This window comes from Rhodoferax sp. RT4P68, assembly GCF_056521305.1.
Genome location: NZ_JBWMBB010000004.1, coordinates 488,290 through 505,229, shown reverse-complemented (window position 1 = coordinate 505,229; position 16,940 = coordinate 488,290). Strand labels below are relative to the sequence as shown.

Sequence of the window (16,940 nt, the reverse complement as noted above, 5' to 3'; positions counted from 1 at the left end):
GCCGGTCGAAGCGCACGCGCAAGGAGCTTCTGCGCGGCGAATGTAGGGAAATTAGGAAAGTTATGAAATTTCCATAACTTTCATAAACCACCTATACATCGTGCGCTCGGTGCACGCTCAGCCAAGCTCTGCGCCCCGTCCACCCTTCGGCCAAATCCAACCCTAACTTGGGTCTTGTAGAGCCAAACCCCCCAGCCTAGTATCCGCCTGCGTTCCCCCACAAAAAACCAGTAGGAGACACAGGCTTGACACCCTGGCAGAGCATCACCGCGGACGAAATGCGCGTGCTGGAATCGGCCTTCTGGTCGCCCGGCAGCTCGCGCCACGCGCTGGCCGCGCCACTGGGCTTCTCGTCCAGCAAGGGCAAGACGTTGATCGCCGGGCTGATCGACCAGGGCCTGCTCGAAGAGGCCGGCCTGCAACCCTCGCAAGGCGGCCGCCCCGCCGAGACGCTGCGGCTGCACCATGGCCTGGGCCTGCTGCTGGGCGTGGACATCGGCGCCACCAGCCTCACCGTCGCCGTGCTGCGGCCCGACCTCAGCGTGGTCGCCCAGCACGAGGAAGACATCGACGTGCGCCGCCAGGGCCCGGGCGTGGTGCTGGCCCGTGCGGCGGTGTTGATGCGCGAACTGCTGGCCCGCAGCAAGGGCCGGGCGAGCCAGGTGCTGGGCATCGGCGTCGGCGTGCCGGGGCCGGTCAACTTCGACGCTGGGCAGCTCGTCAGCCCGCCGCTGATGCCCGATTGGGACCAGTTCTCCATCCGCGACTTTCTGCGCGACGAGTACCGCGCGCCGGTGTTCGTGGACAACGACGTGAACCTCATGGCGCTGGGCGAGCTATGGCGTCTGCAGCGCACGCTGCCCAACTTCATCGTCATCAAGGTGGGCACCGGCATCGGCTGCGGCATCGTGTGCCACGGCAGCGTGTACCGGGGCGCGACCGGCTCGGCGGGCGATGTGGGCCACATCTGCGTGGACGTGGAGGGCCAGCGCTGCCATTGCGGCAACCGGGGCTGTGTGGAGGCCATGGCGGCCGCGCCGGCCATCGTGCGGCAGGCGACGGCTGCGGCCGAGTCGGGTGAGAGCCCGGCGCTGGCGGCGGTGCTGGCCGAGCGCGGCATGCTCGACGCCGAAGCCGTGGGCGCCGCCAGCCGCGCAGGCGACGCGGCGGCCAACCGCATCATCCAGCGCGCCGGGCATTTGATCGGGCAGATGCTGGCCTCGGTCGTCAACTTCTTCAACCCCTCGCATGTGTTCCTGGGCGGCGGCATCACGCGCATCGGGCCGCTGTTCCTGGCGGCGGTGCGGCAGAGCGTCTACCAGCGCTCGTTGGCCCTCTCCACGCGGCATCTGGAGGTGCAATACGCGCCGCTGGCGGGGCAGGGCGGTGTGGTCGGCGCGGGCGCGCTGGCCTTGTGCGAAACCCTGCGCGTGAGAGGTATTGCCCCATGACCCCACAGACCACGGAAGGCGTCGGCGTCGACTTCGACCGCATCGACAAATCCTTCGGCCCGGTGCAGGTGCTGCACGGAGTGCAATTCACGCTGACGCCTGGCCGCGTGGTCGGCCTGCTGGGCGAGAACGGCGCCGGCAAGTCCACGCTGATGAAGATCCTGGCCGGTCACGAGATGCCCACCGGCGGCGTGCTGCGCATCAACGGTGAGGAGCGGCGATTCACCGGCCCGCGCGACGCCGAGGCGCTGGGCATCGTGCTGATCCACCAGGAATTCAACCTGGCGGACGACCTGACGGTGGCGCAGAACATGTTCCTGGGCCATGAGCGCAAACGCGGCTGGTTTCTCGACGATGCCGCGATGGACCGCGAGGCCGCTGTCGCGCTGGCCCAGGTGGGGCTGGACGTGCCGCCCGCTACCAAGCTGCGCGACCTCATCGTCGCCGAGAAGCAGCTGGTGGAGATCGCCAAGGCCGTGGCCCGCAAGGCCCGCCTCTTGATCATGGACGAGCCCACGGCCACGCTGACGGCCAGCGAGACCGAGCGCCTCTTCGCGTTGATCGCGCAGCTGCGCGCGCAGGGCGTGACCATCGTCTACATCTCGCACAAGCTCGACGAAGTGGAGCGCGTGACGGACGAAGTCGTGGTGATGCGCGATGGCCGCTTCATCACGCAGCAGCCCACACAGGGGCTGACGCGCCACGCCATGGCCAACCTGATGGTCGGCCGCGAGATCGCCGACCTGTACCCCGCGCGCGACGCCCGACCGACGGTCGGCGCACCGGCCCTGCGCGTGCAGGGTGTCACCGTGCCGGGCTGGGCGCACGACATTGCATTCGAGGTGCGGCCCGGTGAGATCCTGGGCTTCGCTGGCCTCGTCGGCGCCGGGCGCACCGAGCTGTTCGAAGGCCTGCTGGGCCTGCGGCCGGCGCAAGGCCAGGTCTGGATGGGTGAGCGCACAGTGCCCGGTGACGGCGGCTGGCCGACCCCGCGCGCCGCCGCCGACGATGGCCTGACTTATCTCAGCGAAGACCGCAAGGGCAAGGGTCTGCATGTGCACATGGGCCTGCGCGAGAACCTGACGCTGATGGCGCTGGCGCGCTACGCCAAACCCTGGCTGAAGCCGGCCGAGGAACGCACCGCGCTGGCCGAGGCCGTGCGCGAGTTCGGCATCCGCACCGGGTCGCTCGACGTGCCGGCCTCTGCCTTGTCCGGCGGCAACCAGCAGAAGCTGGCACTGGCCCGCGTGCTGCACCCCGCCCCGCGCGTGGTGGTGCTGGACGAGCCCACGCGCGGCGTGGACGTGGGCGCCAAGCGCGAGATCTACGAGCTGGTGCAGAAGCTGGCACGCGGTGGCCTGGCGGTGGTCGTGGTGTCGTCCGAGCTCATGGAGCTGATCGGCCTGGCGCATCGCGTGGCCGTGATGCGCGCCGGCCGCCTGGTCGCCACGCTGGATGCCGATGGCCTGTCCGAAGAAACCTTGATCGCCCACGCCACGGGTGCCGTTGAAGAAAGTCTGAGCCATGTCGACCACTGATGCACCCGCCGCCGCCGAAAGCCGGCATGCCGCCAAAGCGCGCCGCAGCCGCTGGTTGCAGGGCTGGGGCCCGGTGCTGGGCCTGGTGCTGCTGTGCATCGCCGGCACGTCGCTGAACAGCGATTTCGCCACCTACGACAACGCCATGAACGTGCTCACACGCACGGCCTTCATCGGCATCATCGCGGTGGGCATGTGCTTCGTGATCATCTCGGGCGGCATCGATCTGTCGGTGGGCTCGATGGCCGCGCTGATCGCCGGTTGCGTGATCATGTTCATCAACGCCATGGGGCCGATGACCGGCTCGCCGATGCTGGCCGTGGTGCTGGGCGCCACGCTGGCCGTGGTGCTGGGCGCGGCCTTCGGGCTGGCGCACGGGCTGCTCATCACCAAGGGCCGCATCGAGCCCTTCATCGTGACGCTGGGCACGCTGGGCATCTTCCGCGCCTACCTGACCTGGGCGGCAGATGGCGGCGCGATCACGCTGGACAACGATCTGGCAGACCTGTACGCGCCGGTCTACTACGCGAGCTTCCTGGGGGTGCCGTTGCCGGTCTGGGTCTTTTTGCTCGTCGCGTTGGCCGGCGGCGTGATCCTGAACCGCACGGCCTATGGTCGCTACGTGCAGGCCATCGGCTCGAACGAGCAGGTGGCCCGCTACGCCGCCGTCGCGGTGGACCGCGTGAAGATCCAGACCTACATGCTGCTGGGCATCTGCGTGGGCATTGCCACCTTGCTCTACGTGCCGCGCCTGGGCTCGGCCTCGCCGACCACCGGGCTGCTGTGGGAGCTGGAGGCGATTGCCGCCGTGATCGTGGGCGGCACGGCGCTGAAGGGTGGCGCGGGCAGCATCACGGGCACCGTGGTCGGCGCCGTGCTGCTCTCGGTCATCAGCAACATCTTGAACCTGACCAGCATCATCAGCGTGTATTTGAACGCTGCCGTGCAGGGCATCGTGATCATCGTCGTCGCGTTCCTGCAGCGCGGCAGAAGATAAATGGCCCCCCGGCTTTTCACTCCCTTCGGTCGTGTAACTCCACCCCCCGGGGGGGAGGCGCGGCCGGCTTGGGGCGGCCCGGCGCTCGGCCGCATGTTTTTCCGTTCCCAACCACCACAAGGAGACTCCGCATGATTTCCAGACGCCTCACCATGACGGCCATCGCTGCCGCAGCCGCCTTCGCAATGCCGACCTTTGCCGCCGAAAAAGTGCACCTCGGTGTGTCCATCCCGGCCGCGACCCACAGCTTCATGGGCGGCATCAACTACTGGGCCAACCAGGCCAAGAAGGACCTGGAGAAGGCGCACAAGGACCTGAAGATCACCATCAAGACTGCTGCCAACGCGCCCGAGCAGGCGAACCAGCTGCAGGATTTGTCGACGGTCTCCAAGATCAACGCGCTGGTCGTGTTCCCGTTCGAGTCGGCTGCGCTGACCAAGCCCGTCGCCCAGGTGAAGGCCAAGGGCGCGTATGTGACCGTGGTCGACCGGGGCCTGACCGACACCAGCGCGCAGGACGCGTACGTCGCCGGCGACAACACGGCCTTCGGCAAGATCCCCGCCGAGTACATCGCCAAGGCTCTGGGCGGCAAGGGCAACGTGGTCGCCCTGCGCGGCATCGCCACCACGCTGGACAACGAGCGCATGGACGCGTTCAACGCGGTGCTGAAGAACCACCCCGACATCAAACTGCTGGACGCCAAGTACGCCAACTGGAACCGCGACGACGCGTTCAAGGTCACGCAGGATTACCTGACGCGCTTCAAGCAGATCGACGCGGTGTGGGCTGCGGACGACGACATGGCGGTGGGCGTCCTCAAAGCCATCGAGCAGGCCAAGCGCACCGATATCAAGGTGGTGTTCGGCGGCGCCGGCGCCAAGGGCATGGTCAAGACCATCATGGACGCGAAGGACCCGCGCATTGCGGCCGACGTGAGCTACTCGCCCAAGTTCATCTACGACGCGATCAAGCTGACGGCCGAGGCGCGCCTGAAGGGCGAAAAGCTGCCGGCAACGACGATCATCCCGTCGGTGCTGATCACCAAGGACAACGCCAAGGACTTCTACCACCCGAACTCGCCGTTCTGATGGACGAGCCCTCCCCGGCGAGGGGAGGGCGTGAAACCAGGCGCAAGCGCAACGGACCACCGACATGAAAACCATCCAAGGCCCCGCCATCTTCCTCGCCCAGTTCATGGGTGATGCAGCGCCCTTCGACACGCTGGACCACCTGGGCGCCTGGGCCGCCGGCCTGGGCTACGAAGGCGTGCAGTTGCCCACGGCGCCGCACATCATCGACCTGGAGAAAGCGGCAGCCAGCCAGACCTATTGCGATGAGGTGGCGGGCACTTTGAGGTCGCACGGGCTGGCGATCACCGAGCTGTCCACGCACCTGCAGGGCCAGCTGGTGGCGGTGCACCCGGCGTATGACAGCCTGTTCGACGGCTTCGCGCCGGAGGCCGTGCGTGGCAAGCCCGCGGCGCGGACGGACTGGGCAATGCGGCAGATGCACCTGGCGGCCGAGGCGTCCGAGCGGTTAGGCCTGAAGGCGACCGCCACGTTCTCGGGCGCTCTCGCCTGGCCCTACCTCTACCCCTGGCCGCAGCGGCCGGCCGGGCTGGTGGAAGAGGCGTTCGCCGAACTGGGGAAGCGTTGGCGGCCCATCCTCGACAAGCTCGGCCACCACGGCGTGGACGCAGCCTTCGAGCTGCACCCGGGCGAAGACCTGCACGACGGTGTGAGCTTCGAGCGCTTTCTGGAATCGGTAGGCAACCATCCGCGCGCGAACATCCTCTACGACCCCAGCCACTTCGTGCTGCAGCAACTCGACTACCTGGCCTTCATCGACATCTACCACCCGCGCATCAAGGCCTTCCACGTGAAGGACGCCGAGTTCCGGCCCAACGGCCGCCAGGGCGTCTATGGCGGCTACAGCGGCTGGGTCGAGCGGGCCGGGCGCTTCCGCTCGCTGGGCGACGGGCAGATCGACTTCGGCGCGATCTTCTCGAAGCTGGCCCAGCACGACTTTGCCGGTTGGGCTGTGCTGGAGTGGGAATGCGCGCTCAAGCACCCTGAAGACGGCGCGTGCGAAGGTGCAGAGTTCATCCGCCGCCACATCATCCGCGTGGCCGAGCGGGCGTTCGATGATTTCGCCGGCAGCGGCGTGGACCGGGCTGCCCTGCGCCAGCTGATGGGGATCGGGCGATGAGCAATCCATTGCCGCCTGAAGGTGCCCAGCCGCACAGCGGGCCGAGCAACGGATCGACACCCCGGCGTTTGCGCCTGGCCATGCTCGGCGGCGGCGAGGGCGCTTTCATCGGCGCCGTGCATCGCATGGCCGCGCGGCTGGACGACCGCTATGAGCTGGTCGCCGCCGCGCTGTCGTCCAACCCCGCGCGCGCCGCTGCCAGCGCCGCCGCCATCCACCTGCCGGCCGATCGCAGCTATGCCGACTGGCGCGAGCTGATCCGCGCCGAGGCCGCCCGGCCCGATGGTGCCGAGGTCGTGGCCATCGTCACCCCCAACCATTTGCATGCCCCCATGGCCAGCGCCGCGCTGCAGGCCGGCCTGCATGTGATCTGCGACAAGCCGCTGGCCGTGTCGCTGGCCGAGGGTGAAGAGCTTGCCCGGCTGGCGAAGGCGCACGACCGCGTGTTCGCGCTGACGCATCCCTACGCCGGCTACCCCATGGTGCGCCACGCGCGGCACCTGGTGCGGAGCGGCGCGCTCGGCACCATCCGCCTGGTGCAGGCCGAATACCAGCAGGACTGGCTGACCCGCGCCGAAGAACAGACCGGCAACAAGCAGGCCGCCTGGCGCGCCGACCCCGCGCAGGCCGGCCCGGCGGGCTGCCTGGGCGACATCGGCACGCACGCGTACCAGCTTGCCTGCTTCGTCACCGGCATGGCCCCCAGCCATCTGGCGGCCGAGCTGACCAGCTTCGTGCCCGGCCGCGTGCTCGACGACCATGTGCAGATGATGCTGCGATACGCCAACGGCGCGCGCGGCCTGCTGTGGGCCAGCCAGGTCGCGGCCGGTTGTGAGAATGCGCTGCGCCTGCGCGTGTTCGGCACCGAGGCATCCATCGCGTTCGACCAGGAAGAGCCGAACGCGCTGGTGTTCACGCCCCTCGCCGGCGCCGCGCAAAAGCTCACGCGCGGCCGCGTGGACAGCACCGCCGCGCAGCACGCCACGCGTGTGCCGGCGGGGCATCCCGAGGGCTATCTTGAGGCGTTCGCGCAGGTCTACCACGATGCAGCGGAGCTGATCCACGCGCGCATCGAAGGGCGGGCGGCGGATGCGCTGGCGCTGGACGTGGCGACCGTGGACGACGGGGTGGCGGGGCACCGGTTCATCGATGCGGTGCTGCAGAGCCATGGGCAGGATGGCCGCTGGGTGGCGGTCGACTGAACGCCGCGCGAGCGGCGGTTCAGGCGGCGGGCCAGCTGCTGCAGAAAGCCAGCGGCGTCACCACTCGCCCAGCCATGCCCTGGTCCTGCAGCAGCAGCAGCAGTTTGTCGCCCGTCATGAGGATCAGGTCGGCCCGGGCGGCGAGCAGTTCCCAGAGCAACTGGTCGCCCGCATCCGGTGCTGCAGCGGCCAGCCGCGGTTCCACGAGGATGGCGAGCTGCACCAGGTCGGTCAGCAGCATTTCGACTTCTGCGACCGACAGGCCATGCTGCTTGCGATGCGGTGGGCGTACCAGCACGTTGCGGTATTCGGCGACCAAGGCCTCGGACATTGCGAAGGCAAGGGCCCCCGTGATCATGCTGTCGAGAATCCGCGCGACCGGCGAGTGCGCGTGCTTGGTCAGCAGACCGGCCACCACGACATGGGTGTCGATGATGGCGATGCGCGCTGTCACTTCTTGCTGCGCACCGCGCGAACGTGTTCCTGCGCGACGGCCATGGCTTGCGCTTCGGTCAATGCGCTGTGCGTGCGAGCGCGCCGCACCAAGTCCGGCGCGCTCGCCTGCAGCCCGAAGCCATCGCACTCCGGGCTTTCCTCTATCGGTTGCCCCATGGTTGTGCCACGCTGAGCCGATGCTTCTTTGAGCGCGCAATCGCGGGGATCGGACAGGGTGATGGTCTGGCGGCTCACGCGAACCTCGTTTCGGTGTTTGGTCCCCAAGATGCTAGCGCTTCGGCACGCGGTCCGCAGCCGGGTCGCCTCCCCGCTTCCTCCTCCCGGCGCGCGCCCCGCGATACTCGGCATCCTCGCGGCGCCGCAGGCGCCACATCACTTCAAGAGAATCGGAGCGCGCTGATGACGTTGGCCATGAGCTGGGAGGAATGGGCAGACCACGACGCAGTGGCACTCGCCGCGCGGGTGCGGCAGGGCGATGTCAGTGCCGCCGAACTGGCCGCGCAGGCATCGGCGGCCATCGCCCTCACCAACCCAGCGCTCAGTGCCGTGGTCGAGGTCTTCGACGATGCCGTGGCCGACCCTGCGGGCAATGGCACCGATCTGGCAGGCCCGTTTGCCGGCGTGCCCTACCTGATGAAGGACCTGGGCCCGACGCTGGCCGGCCGGCTGCAGGAATTCGGCTCGTTGCTGATGCAGGGCCACCGGCCGGCGCAGGACAGCTTTTTGACCGGCCGGATCCGCAAGGCCGGGCTGAACATCATGGGCCGCACCACCACGCCGGAGTTCGGCGTCTGCAGCTCGGCGGAGAACTCGCTGTACGTCACGCGCAACCCCTGGGATCTGGACTACACGACCTGCGGCTCTTCGGCCGGTACGGCGGCCGTGGTTGCAGCCGGTGTGCTGCCGATGTCGCACGCCACCGATGGCGGCGGCTCCATCCGCATCCCGGCCGGTGTCAACGGCAACATCGGGCTGAAGGTTTCGCGCGGCGTGTTCTCGCTGGCCCCAAGCCTGTCGGACCTGTCGGGCCTGGTCTCCAGCCAGGGCTGCCAGAGCCGCACCGTGCGCGACACGGCGGCCTTCGTCGACCATTGCCGCGGCGGCGCGCCGGGCGAGTTCATGCCGTTCTGGTCGCCGGCCGAGCCCTACAGCCAACTCATCCAGCGCGACCCCGGCCGGCTGCGCATCGCGCTCTCGCATGAGTGGGGCGACTACCGTGCCACGCCGCATTTCGTGGCCGAGCTGGAGCGCGTGGGCCGCCTGCTCGAAGGCCTGGGCCACCGGGTCGAATGGGCGCTGCCGCAGGTGGACTTTCGCGCCGCGTTCGACGCGCAGACGCTGTGCTACATCAGCAACTTCGCCCAGGTGATCGCCGGCCAGATCGCCCGGCTGGGCCACGATCGGCCGCCGCCCGATCTGCTGGAGCCGATCAACATCAAGATCTGGGAAGCCGGGCTGCACACCTCGTTCAGCGAGCGGGCGCAGATGCAAGCTGTGTTCAACAGCACCTCGCGCGCGTTCGGGGCGTTCTTCGAAGACTGGGACATCATCCTCACGCCGGTGACCGCGTTGCCCACGCCGCTGGTGGGCACCAGCGAATACCTGACGACCAGCACCAACCCTTCCGTGCACGACTGGTTCGCCCATCTGTGGAAGAACTTTGCTTACACGCCGCTGGCCAACCTGTGCGGGCTGCCCGGCATCTCGCTGCCGCTGGCGGCGCAGGAAAACGGCCTGCCGCTCGGCATTCAGGCCCAGGCGCGGCAAGCCAACGACGGGCTGCTGCTGCAGCTGGCCGCGCAGATCGAGCAGGCGATCGGCGGGCGCTGGAACGGCGGCCTGCGGCCGGGCGTGCATGTGTGTGCGTAGTGCGCGCCGTTAGCGCGTCCCTCAGCGGGTCAGCGAGGCTTCGAGTTGCGCGAAGGTCCTTGCAGTCTCGAAGGTCTCGACCTGCGCGCCCAGCTGGCGGCTGATCTGCGTGGCCGAGAACATGCCGCGGATGGCCGGCGGTTGCCCCGGCCCACCGGGCCTGCGCACCAGCACATGCTGGCGCCCGGTGCGTTTGAGCGTGGCCACCAGATCGCCCACATTGGCGTGGCGCACGTCGGCCAGATCGAGCACGCCGAGCTCGGTCAGCGGGTGCATCAAGTCGCCGACCGTCAGGTCGAACACGCTGCCCTTGCCCTGGTGGCGCAGTTGCATGGGCCGCTCGCCCAGCGTGTCCTGCGTGCTGACGATGCCGCACAGCAGGCCATCCGCACCGATCACGAGCAGCAGCCGCACGCGGTGCGCCAGCATGGTCTCGTTGGCGGCGAAGAGCTTGGTCTCCGGCGTGGTGGTGACCGGGTGGATGGTCTCGAAGTCGGTCATCACCTCCAGCGCCGGCGAGGCCAGGGTGACGGCGCGCGCGGGCTCGGGGCGCGTCAACTCGGCACTGGCCGCGAGGGGGTGGGTGGTCATGGCTTTGAAACTCGTGCCGGTCATGTTGCTTCCTCACGTGCTGCGGGAGCGGGCGACGCGCTGGCGGGGTGGGGCAGGCCCGCTCCCAGGTGCCTGCGCCCGGCGCTGCGAGGCCAGTATGCGACCGGGTGTCATGGCCGTCAAACGCACTTTGGCGACACGGTCTTCGGGTATTTTCTGACGAGGCACCCAGGCACTTGGGCATAGCCTTGCGGCGCCGCGCAGGTCTGCGCGGCGCTCATCCCCAACGGAGACAACCTCATGCATCTGACACGCGCCACGACGATGGCCTTGGCGGTCGGCCTTACCCTGGCCGCCTGCGGCGGCGGTGACGACGACAACACGCCCGAAGAGACACGCCTGCAGGACACCCGCGTCGCCTTTGTCCCCGCCAACCCCACGGCCACCACCTTTGCCGCCATGGCGGCTGCCGCCGGCGACACGGTGGACAACGCCAGCACGAGCCGCTGGGCCGGTGTGCTGGGCGGCGCCGGCTACCGCGTGGAGGTGCCGGCCAACTGGAACGGCGCGTTGGTCATGTATGCACACGGCTACGCGGGCGAGGGCAACACGCTGAACATCACCAACCCCTCTATCCGCCGGTTCCTGATCCAGAACGGCTACGCCTGGGCGGCCTCCAGCTACACCAAGAATTTCTACGACGTGCGCGCGGGCGTGGAAGACACGAACGCACTGGCGCTGGAGTTCAACCGCATCGCCGCCACCAACGGCCGGCCGCTGGCGACGCCCCGGCGCGTCTACATCACCGGGCATTCGATGGGCGGGCACGTCACGGCGGCCGCGATCGAGGACGAAGCGCTCACCACGGCCAACAACAAGATGCGCTACCACGGCGCCGTGCCGATGTGCGGCGTGATGGGCGATACCGAGCTGTTCGATTACTTCAGCGGCGCGCAGGTCACGGCGCAGGTGCTGGCCGGGGTGCCACAGCACCCGATCACCGACTGGGCCGCCATCTCGACGCAGGTCACCTCGACACTGTTCACGACCTTCCCCGGTACGCCGACGGCGACCGGCGCGAAGTTCATGTCGGTGGTCGAGAACCTGACCGGCGGCGACCGTCCGCTGTTCGACCTGGGTGTGGCGGTGGGCGGCTCGTTCTCGCCGGTCTGGGGCACCTTCGGGCGCGACGGCACGGTCAACGGCATCCTCAACAAGAACGTGACGGACACCAATCGCTTCACCTACACCATCGCTGGCGATGCAGCAGGCTCGGCCGCGCTCAACGCACAAGCGCAGAAGGTGACGGCCGACCGTGACGCCAACCGCCTGCGCCGCGACGGCCTGCGATGGATCCCCAAGGCCAATGGCGACATCGCCATCCCCGTCGTCAGCCTGCACACGCTGGGCGATCTGTACGTGCCGTTCAGCATGCAGCAGATCTACCGCCAGCGCGTGTCGGCCAAGGGCAACGGGGCGCGCCTGGTGCAGCGGGCAATCCGCGGCATCTCGCATTGCGACTTCACGGTGGCCGAGCAGGTCGAGGCTTTCCAGGCGATGGTGCAGTGGGAGCAGACGGGCGTCGTGCCCGGGGGCGACGATGTGCTGACGCCGGCGACGGTGGCGGCCTCGACCTACGGCTGCAGGTACACGCGCAACACGCTGGGGCCGGACGACAGCGGCAGCACGACGGCATTGCGCGGGGTCATCGCAGCGCAGACGACGGCCTGCCCGGCCAGCCCCTGACCGTCCCGGCGGCGGGGCGTCAGCCCGGGCCGCCGTTTTGGTCGCGGGCTCGCCAGGGCCTCAGCCTTGGCCGCCACTCCGGGCGACCTGCGAGTTGGCCTGGCCGTACAGCCAGGGCATGTCCAGCAGGCGCTCGCCGAGCAGGCGCATCGCCAGGTTGCGCCCCCAGCGCACGGGGCCGGTGGCGTGGAAGATGCGGCCGTTGCGCTCGGCGCGGGCCTGCACCCGCGCATTGCGCTGCCAGCGCCCCTCGGCATATCGGGCCAGCGCCTGCGCTACCTCCGGAACACGCGTGCCGGCCTGCTGCAGCACGCTGCCCAGCACATCAGCATCCTCGATCGCCATGCCGGCACCTTGCGCCAGGTAGGGGCGCATGGGGTGCGCGGCATCGCCGAGCAGTGCGACCCGACCCTGCGCCTGCTGGGGCGCACCCGTCATCGGCGGGCGGTCGCTCATGATCCACAGACGCCAGTGGTCGATGGCCTGCACCAGATCGCGCAGCGGTGCGGCGCAACCGGCCAGCGCGGCGCGCAGGTCGACGGCATTGGTGCCGTGGTCCCAATGCGCCAGTGCGTCCGGGCTGGCGTCACCGCCCGGCGGCTGGCCATGCACGAAGGCCACCACGTTCAGCGCCGCGCCGGCGCGCACTGGGTAGCTGATCACATGCAGCCGCGGGCCCAGCCAGGCCGTCACGTCCTGGCTGCGCAGTGCCGCCGGCAGGCTGGTCTGCGGCAGCAGCGCACGGTAGGCCAGGTGGCCCGACAGGCGCGGCGGCCCGTCGTGCAGCAGGCCTTCGCGCACGCGGCTCCACAGGCCATCGGCGCCGATCAGCGCGCTGCCTTCGAACACCGGGCCGGCCGTGCCGTCTGCCTGCAGCGTCGCCAGCCGCACGGACTCGCTCGAGGCCTCGAAGCCGCTCACGGCAGTGCGCTGGCGCAGTTGCACCGTGTCGCGCTCACGCACTGCCGCCAGCAGCAAGCCATGCAGGTCGGCGCGGTGGATGGTGGCGTAGGCGGCGCCGTGGCGCGCCGGCATGTCGGCCAGCCGCAGCCTGCCCAGCACCGCGCCGTCATGCGCATCGCGCACCTGCAGCTGCGCCGGAAAGGCGGCCACCTCCCGCAGCGCCGGCGCCTGGCCCCAGCCCTGCAGCACGCGCACGACGTTGGGGCCGAGCTGGATGCCGGCACCGACTTCGCTGAACTCCGCAGCGCGCTCGAACAGTTGCACGCCCCAGCCGGCGCGGGCGCCTGCCAGCGCGGCGGCGAGCCCGCCGATGCCGCCGCCGGCGATCAACAGATGCGGCGCCCCGCTTACCGGCATCTCAGTTCCCTACGGCGCTGCGCGCCACCCGTATTCACGAGTCGCTGCGCCGCCACACGGCAGCGAACGCCAGGCACTTCTGCCACACCGTGGCGCGCTCGTCGGAGAGCACGTCCAGAAAGTCCGACAGCTTCTTGGACTTGACCATGGTGTAGACCGTCAGCACCGTGGTGGCGCTGAACACGAGCGCGAACACGGTGAGCTTGTGCGCGAGCGGCGCATCGGCCTCGGCCAGCAGGTTCATGCCCAGGAAGCCGGTGGTCACGGTGCCGATCAGGCCGAAGATGGTGACGACGGTCAGCCGCACGACGGTGTTGGCCTGGCGGCGCAGGCTGTCGCTCTCCAGGTACCGGTTCATGTCGTCGATGCGCACCTTGACTTCGTCGTACAGCGGGTCCAGCCCCAGGTGGCGCGCACTCATGTGCCACAGCGCGCGCATCTGCGCCTGCTCGGAGATCTCATGGAACCAATAGCGGTGCGTGAAGCGCAGAAAGCTTTCGAAGCTGTTGCGGATGGCGCGCTTGAACTGGCGCACGCTGTCGGTGTCGGCGATGTCCAGATCGCGCAGCGCCTCGACCAGTTTGTCCGACGTCATCAGCAGCGCAGCCTTCTGGAAATGCGCGATCAGAAACAGCAGGAAATGCTGGTGCCGAAACTGCGCCAGCACGCCGCGGTCACGGCAGCCGTAGAACACCGAGGCCGCGTCACCCACCACCACCAGGGAGTGCCCGCTGCACAGATAGCGCGTGCGTGGCGCGATGCCGCCGTCGCTCCAGAAACGGTCGTAGCAAAAGCGCTGCTCGAAGTCGGCCAGGTGGTCTTCGCCGTAAGGCAGCGACGCATCGCCGCCACCCGAGCCGGTGACCAGCCCCAGCCGCACGAAGTCCGAGCGGCTCAGGGCGCGCGGATTGTCCAGCGCCAGGTAGGCCATCAACGGCATGCGGTAGTACTCGATCTGGCGAAACCGCAGCGTGCCTTCGCTGTCGGAATGGTCGGCCACCATGGGCTGCAGCATATGCGCCCAGTGCGCGGCAATGCGTGGCGCACGGTGCACGGCCACGTGCGAGAGGAAGGCGTCGCTGTCGTGCGCGTCCGACTGCGCCAGCACCTGCCCGCGCGCGTCCAGCCATTCGGCCTGCGCCAGGCAGTGCAGCGCCTTGCCGTGGGTGTCCCAGCCGGCCGGGTAGCCGCGGCCGAAGCGGTAGAGCAGCTCTTGTGCCTGCGCGAGTGTGAGGTCACTGGCGCTGACTTCCAGGTTGAACAGCACCAGGTCCACATCCAGAAAGAAGTACAGATCCGCGTGCACGATGGAAAGCAGGATCGGCGCATCGCCGGGCCGTGGCGTGAGGCGCACGGCGGCGATGTCGTGGCGGCGGAACACCCGCATCGGCGATGCCTTGGTGCCCTCGGTCGCGCTGCGGCGGTCGCGCCCCTCGCCATACAAAAAGCGCTGCACGTAGGGCAGAAAGGTCACGAACTCGTTGTAGTGCCGTTCGTGGAACTTGCCGATGTCGCCGGTGTATTCGTCCACCACCTCCTGCCAGGGCGAGCGCTCGCCCATGGCGGCCAGCAGTTCCCAGGGCTTGGCCTGGGCGCCGGCGTGCGGCTGTTGCGGCAGGAGGCGCAGCGGCCACAGCAGGATCTGGCGGAGGTGTTTGACGGAGGGCGCGGCGGTTGTGCCGGCGGGCTGCGTGTCGTCGTGATGGGGCATGGCCGGTGGAGGCAGACGGGGTGGGCGCAGTGTAGGGGCCAGCGGCGCCGCTTTGCCACGGTGTCAGCGCCTTGATGCAGTGGGCACAGGTACCATCAGCCAATGCTAGGCGCGACCCGCCGTGGCAACGAAGGACTGCAATGCTGATCACCCGATTGATACTGAAAAACTGGCGCAATTTTCGCGATGCCGACGTCGCGTTGTCTGCGCGCAGTTACGTGATCGGGGCGAATGCGTCGGGCAAGTCGAACCTGCTCGACGTCTTCAGATTTTTGCGCACGGTGGCCCAAACCGACGGTGGCGGATTGCAGAAGGCGTTGAAGGATCGGCATGGCCTGAGTAAGTTACGCAGCCTGCATGCGCGCAGGGATCCCGAGGTCAGCATCGAAGTGGAACTGTCCGAGGCTGCGGACGCGGCGCTGCCACGCTGGAGCTATGTGTTGTCGTTCAAAGCCGAAGGCAAGGGCATGCAGCGGGTGTTGATCACACGAGAGATTGTCCGACGCGATGGCAAAGACATCCTGGTGCGCCCCGGTCCGCACGACCGCGATGATCCGGTGCGGCTTACCCAGACGCATCTGGAGCAGATCAATAACAACGCGGGCTTTCGCGAGCTGGCTGAGTTTTTCTCGGCTACGACCTATCTGCACCTGGTGCCGCAGTTGCTGAAGCACGGTGATGAGATCAGCGGGCGTCTCGTGGAGAACGACCCGTTCGGCCAGGGGCTTTTGCAGCGGATCGCACGCACGCCAAAGAAAACGCAGGCAGCGCGGCTGAAGCGAATTCGGCTGGCGCTGAGCGCCGCCGTTCCACAGTTCTCCGCGCTTCAATTCACCAAAGACGAGGCCAGTGGCGCACCGCATCTCGAAGCGCGGTTCGAACACTGGCGAGAGCATGGCGCGTGGCAACGCGAAGACCAGTTTTCCGACGGGACGCTGCGTCTCATCGGCTTGCTCTGGGCGCTTCAGGAGGGCGACGGGCTGCTGCTGCTGGAGGAGCCCGAACTGTCCCTCAACGACGCCATCGTCGAGTACATCCCACTGATGGTGGACCGGGTGCTGCGCAGTCGCAAGAAGGGCTCGTTCCTGCGGCAGGTCATCGTCAGCACCCACAGCGATAACCTGATCGCAGCGGTGCAGGAGCCTGCTTCCGTCTTGCTGTTGGAGCCTGGCGAGAACGGGTCAACCGCGCGCGCGCCCGATGCCGGCGAGATGCTGGCGATGGAAAACGGCCTCAATCCCGCAGAAGTGATGCTGCCCAAGACCCGGCCCGAGCGCATCGAGCAGATGGGCCTGTTCTGATGCGCCAGATGTTCGTAATCGGCGAGGACGCACTGTCCTGCGCCCTGGGTGAACGGCTGGTGACGGATGTGCTGGGATGGTCGCTTGCCCTGCCGGCCGTCGATACCAAAGGCGTCTCCAATCTGACCAAATCCCTGCCGCGCTACCGCAACCTGGCGCGATTGCATCCGGTGCTGTGCATTGCCGACTCGGACGGTCGTTGCCCGGTGGACCTGCTGTCGCGTTGGATGCCGGCAGTCACGCGCGACTTCCTGCTTCGGCTCGCCGTCTCTGAGTCGGAAAGCTGGCTCCTGGCCGACCATGAGGCACTCTCGGCGTTCTTCGGTGTACCGCTCAACAAACTGCCAGCGCGGCCTGACGAGAGATTGGACGCCAAGCGCGACGTGCTGACACTGGCCCGCAAGGCAGGGCGCGTGGTCCGCCAGGAGGTGGTTTCTGCGGTCGATCCCAGCAAGCCAGGGTCAGGCTACAACCTGCACATGGGCCGCTTCGCGCGGCAGCACTGGAACCCACATCGTGCCGCTGCGCGATCTCCGAGCCTGCAGCGCGCCATTCGAAGCCTGGAGCGCCTGCGATCGGCCTGACCGGC

15 protein-coding genes are annotated in these 16,940 nt (G+C 68.4%); 10 read left to right on the top strand and 5 right to left on the bottom strand.

The features are described 5' to 3' along the window. Nucleotides 1-278: 278 nt before the first annotated feature. The 6 genes from AC099J_RS11665 to AC099J_RS11640 all read left to right on the top strand — a co-directional run bounded on the left by AC099J_RS11665 (nt 279) and on the right by AC099J_RS11640 (nt 7,396). Complete coding sequence (locus tag AC099J_RS11665; RefSeq protein WP_479615480.1) at nt 279-1,451, top strand: ROK family protein; 1,173 nt, start codon at nt 279-281, stop codon at nt 1,449-1,451. Further along, nucleotides 1,448-2,989, top strand: a complete 1,542-nt coding sequence (locus AC099J_RS11660) for a sugar ABC transporter ATP-binding protein (protein ID WP_479615398.1) — start codon at nt 1,448-1,450, stop codon at nt 2,987-2,989. Before AC099J_RS11665 ends, AC099J_RS11660 begins: the two co-directional genes overlap by 4 nt. Further along, a complete protein-coding gene (locus tag AC099J_RS11655; RefSeq protein WP_479615397.1) occupies nt 2,976-3,986 on the top strand; it encodes an ABC transporter permease in 1,011 nt (336 codons plus the stop codon). Before AC099J_RS11660 ends, AC099J_RS11655 begins: the two co-directional genes overlap by 14 nt. Nucleotides 3,987-4,138: 152 nt before the next feature. Next, complete coding sequence (locus AC099J_RS11650; RefSeq protein WP_479615479.1) at nt 4,139-5,074, top strand: substrate-binding domain-containing protein; 936 nt, start codon at nt 4,139-4,141, stop codon at nt 5,072-5,074. A gap of 64 nt (nt 5,075-5,138) precedes the next feature. Then, nucleotides 5,139-6,194, top strand: a complete 1,056-nt coding sequence (locus AC099J_RS11645) for a sugar phosphate isomerase/epimerase family protein (protein ID WP_479615396.1) — start codon at nt 5,139-5,141, stop codon at nt 6,192-6,194. Between the two features lie 80 nt (nt 6,195-6,274). Beyond that, nucleotides 6,275-7,396, top strand: coding sequence for a Gfo/Idh/MocA family protein (locus AC099J_RS11640; RefSeq protein ID WP_479615478.1), 1,122 nt, complete (start codon nt 6,275-6,277; stop codon nt 7,394-7,396). Nucleotides 7,397-7,415: 19 nt separating this feature from the next. Here the strand turns inward: AC099J_RS11640 and AC099J_RS11635 are convergent, their stop codons facing one another. Together AC099J_RS11635 and AC099J_RS11630 are read right to left on the bottom strand one after the other, a co-directional pair. Continuing rightward, entirely contained in the window at nt 7,416-7,850 is a 435-nt protein-coding gene (locus tag AC099J_RS11635) for a PIN domain-containing protein (protein ID WP_479615395.1), read from the bottom strand. Beyond that, nucleotides 7,847-8,086: a CopG family transcriptional regulator gene (locus tag AC099J_RS11630; protein WP_479615394.1), complete on the bottom strand. Its 240-nt coding sequence runs from the start codon at nt 8,084-8,086 to the stop codon at nt 7,847-7,849. Before AC099J_RS11630 ends, AC099J_RS11635 begins: the two co-directional genes overlap by 4 nt. Nucleotides 8,087-8,251: 165 nt before the next feature. On the opposite strand from AC099J_RS11630, the gene AC099J_RS11625 reads away from it, so the two are divergent. Continuing rightward, a complete protein-coding gene (locus tag AC099J_RS11625) occupies nt 8,252-9,721 on the top strand; it encodes an amidase (protein WP_479615393.1) in 1,470 nt (489 codons plus the stop codon). 21 nt (nt 9,722-9,742) lie between these two features. Here the strand turns inward: AC099J_RS11625 and AC099J_RS11620 are convergent, their stop codons facing one another. Continuing rightward, entirely contained in the window at nt 9,743-10,312 is a 570-nt protein-coding gene (locus tag AC099J_RS11620; RefSeq protein ID WP_479615392.1) for a CBS domain-containing protein, read from the bottom strand. Nucleotides 10,313-10,573: 261 nt separating this feature from the next. Here AC099J_RS11620 and AC099J_RS11615 point away from each other — a divergent pair, with 261 nt between their 5' ends. Further along, a complete protein-coding gene (locus AC099J_RS11615) occupies nt 10,574-12,019 on the top strand; it encodes an alpha/beta hydrolase family protein (RefSeq protein ID WP_479615391.1) in 1,446 nt (481 codons plus the stop codon). 60 nt (nt 12,020-12,079) lie between these two features. On the opposite strand, the gene AC099J_RS11610 is transcribed toward AC099J_RS11615, so the two are convergent. Both AC099J_RS11610 and AC099J_RS11605 read right to left on the bottom strand, forming a co-directional pair. Next, a complete protein-coding gene (locus AC099J_RS11610) occupies nt 12,080-13,339 on the bottom strand; it encodes an FAD-dependent monooxygenase (protein WP_479615390.1) in 1,260 nt (419 codons plus the stop codon). 34 nt (nt 13,340-13,373) lie between these two features. Next, the gene (locus tag AC099J_RS11605) at nt 13,374-15,050 is read right to left on the bottom strand and encodes a hypothetical protein (protein ID WP_479615389.1); all 1,677 of its coding nucleotides are present in this window, start codon (nt 15,048-15,050) and stop codon (nt 13,374-13,376) included. A gap of 140 nt (nt 15,051-15,190) precedes the next feature. Here AC099J_RS11605 and AC099J_RS11600 point away from each other — a divergent pair, with 140 nt between their 5' ends. Together AC099J_RS11600 and AC099J_RS11595 are read left to right on the top strand one after the other, a co-directional pair. Next, nucleotides 15,191-16,351, top strand: a complete 1,161-nt coding sequence (locus tag AC099J_RS11600; RefSeq protein WP_479615388.1) for an AAA family ATPase — start codon at nt 15,191-15,193, stop codon at nt 16,349-16,351. After that, the gene (locus AC099J_RS11595) at nt 16,351-16,935 is read left to right on the top strand and encodes a hypothetical protein (RefSeq protein WP_479615387.1); all 585 of its coding nucleotides are present in this window, start codon (nt 16,351-16,353) and stop codon (nt 16,933-16,935) included. Before AC099J_RS11600 ends, AC099J_RS11595 begins: the two co-directional genes overlap by 1 nt. Nucleotides 16,936-16,940 lie beyond the last annotated feature (5 nt).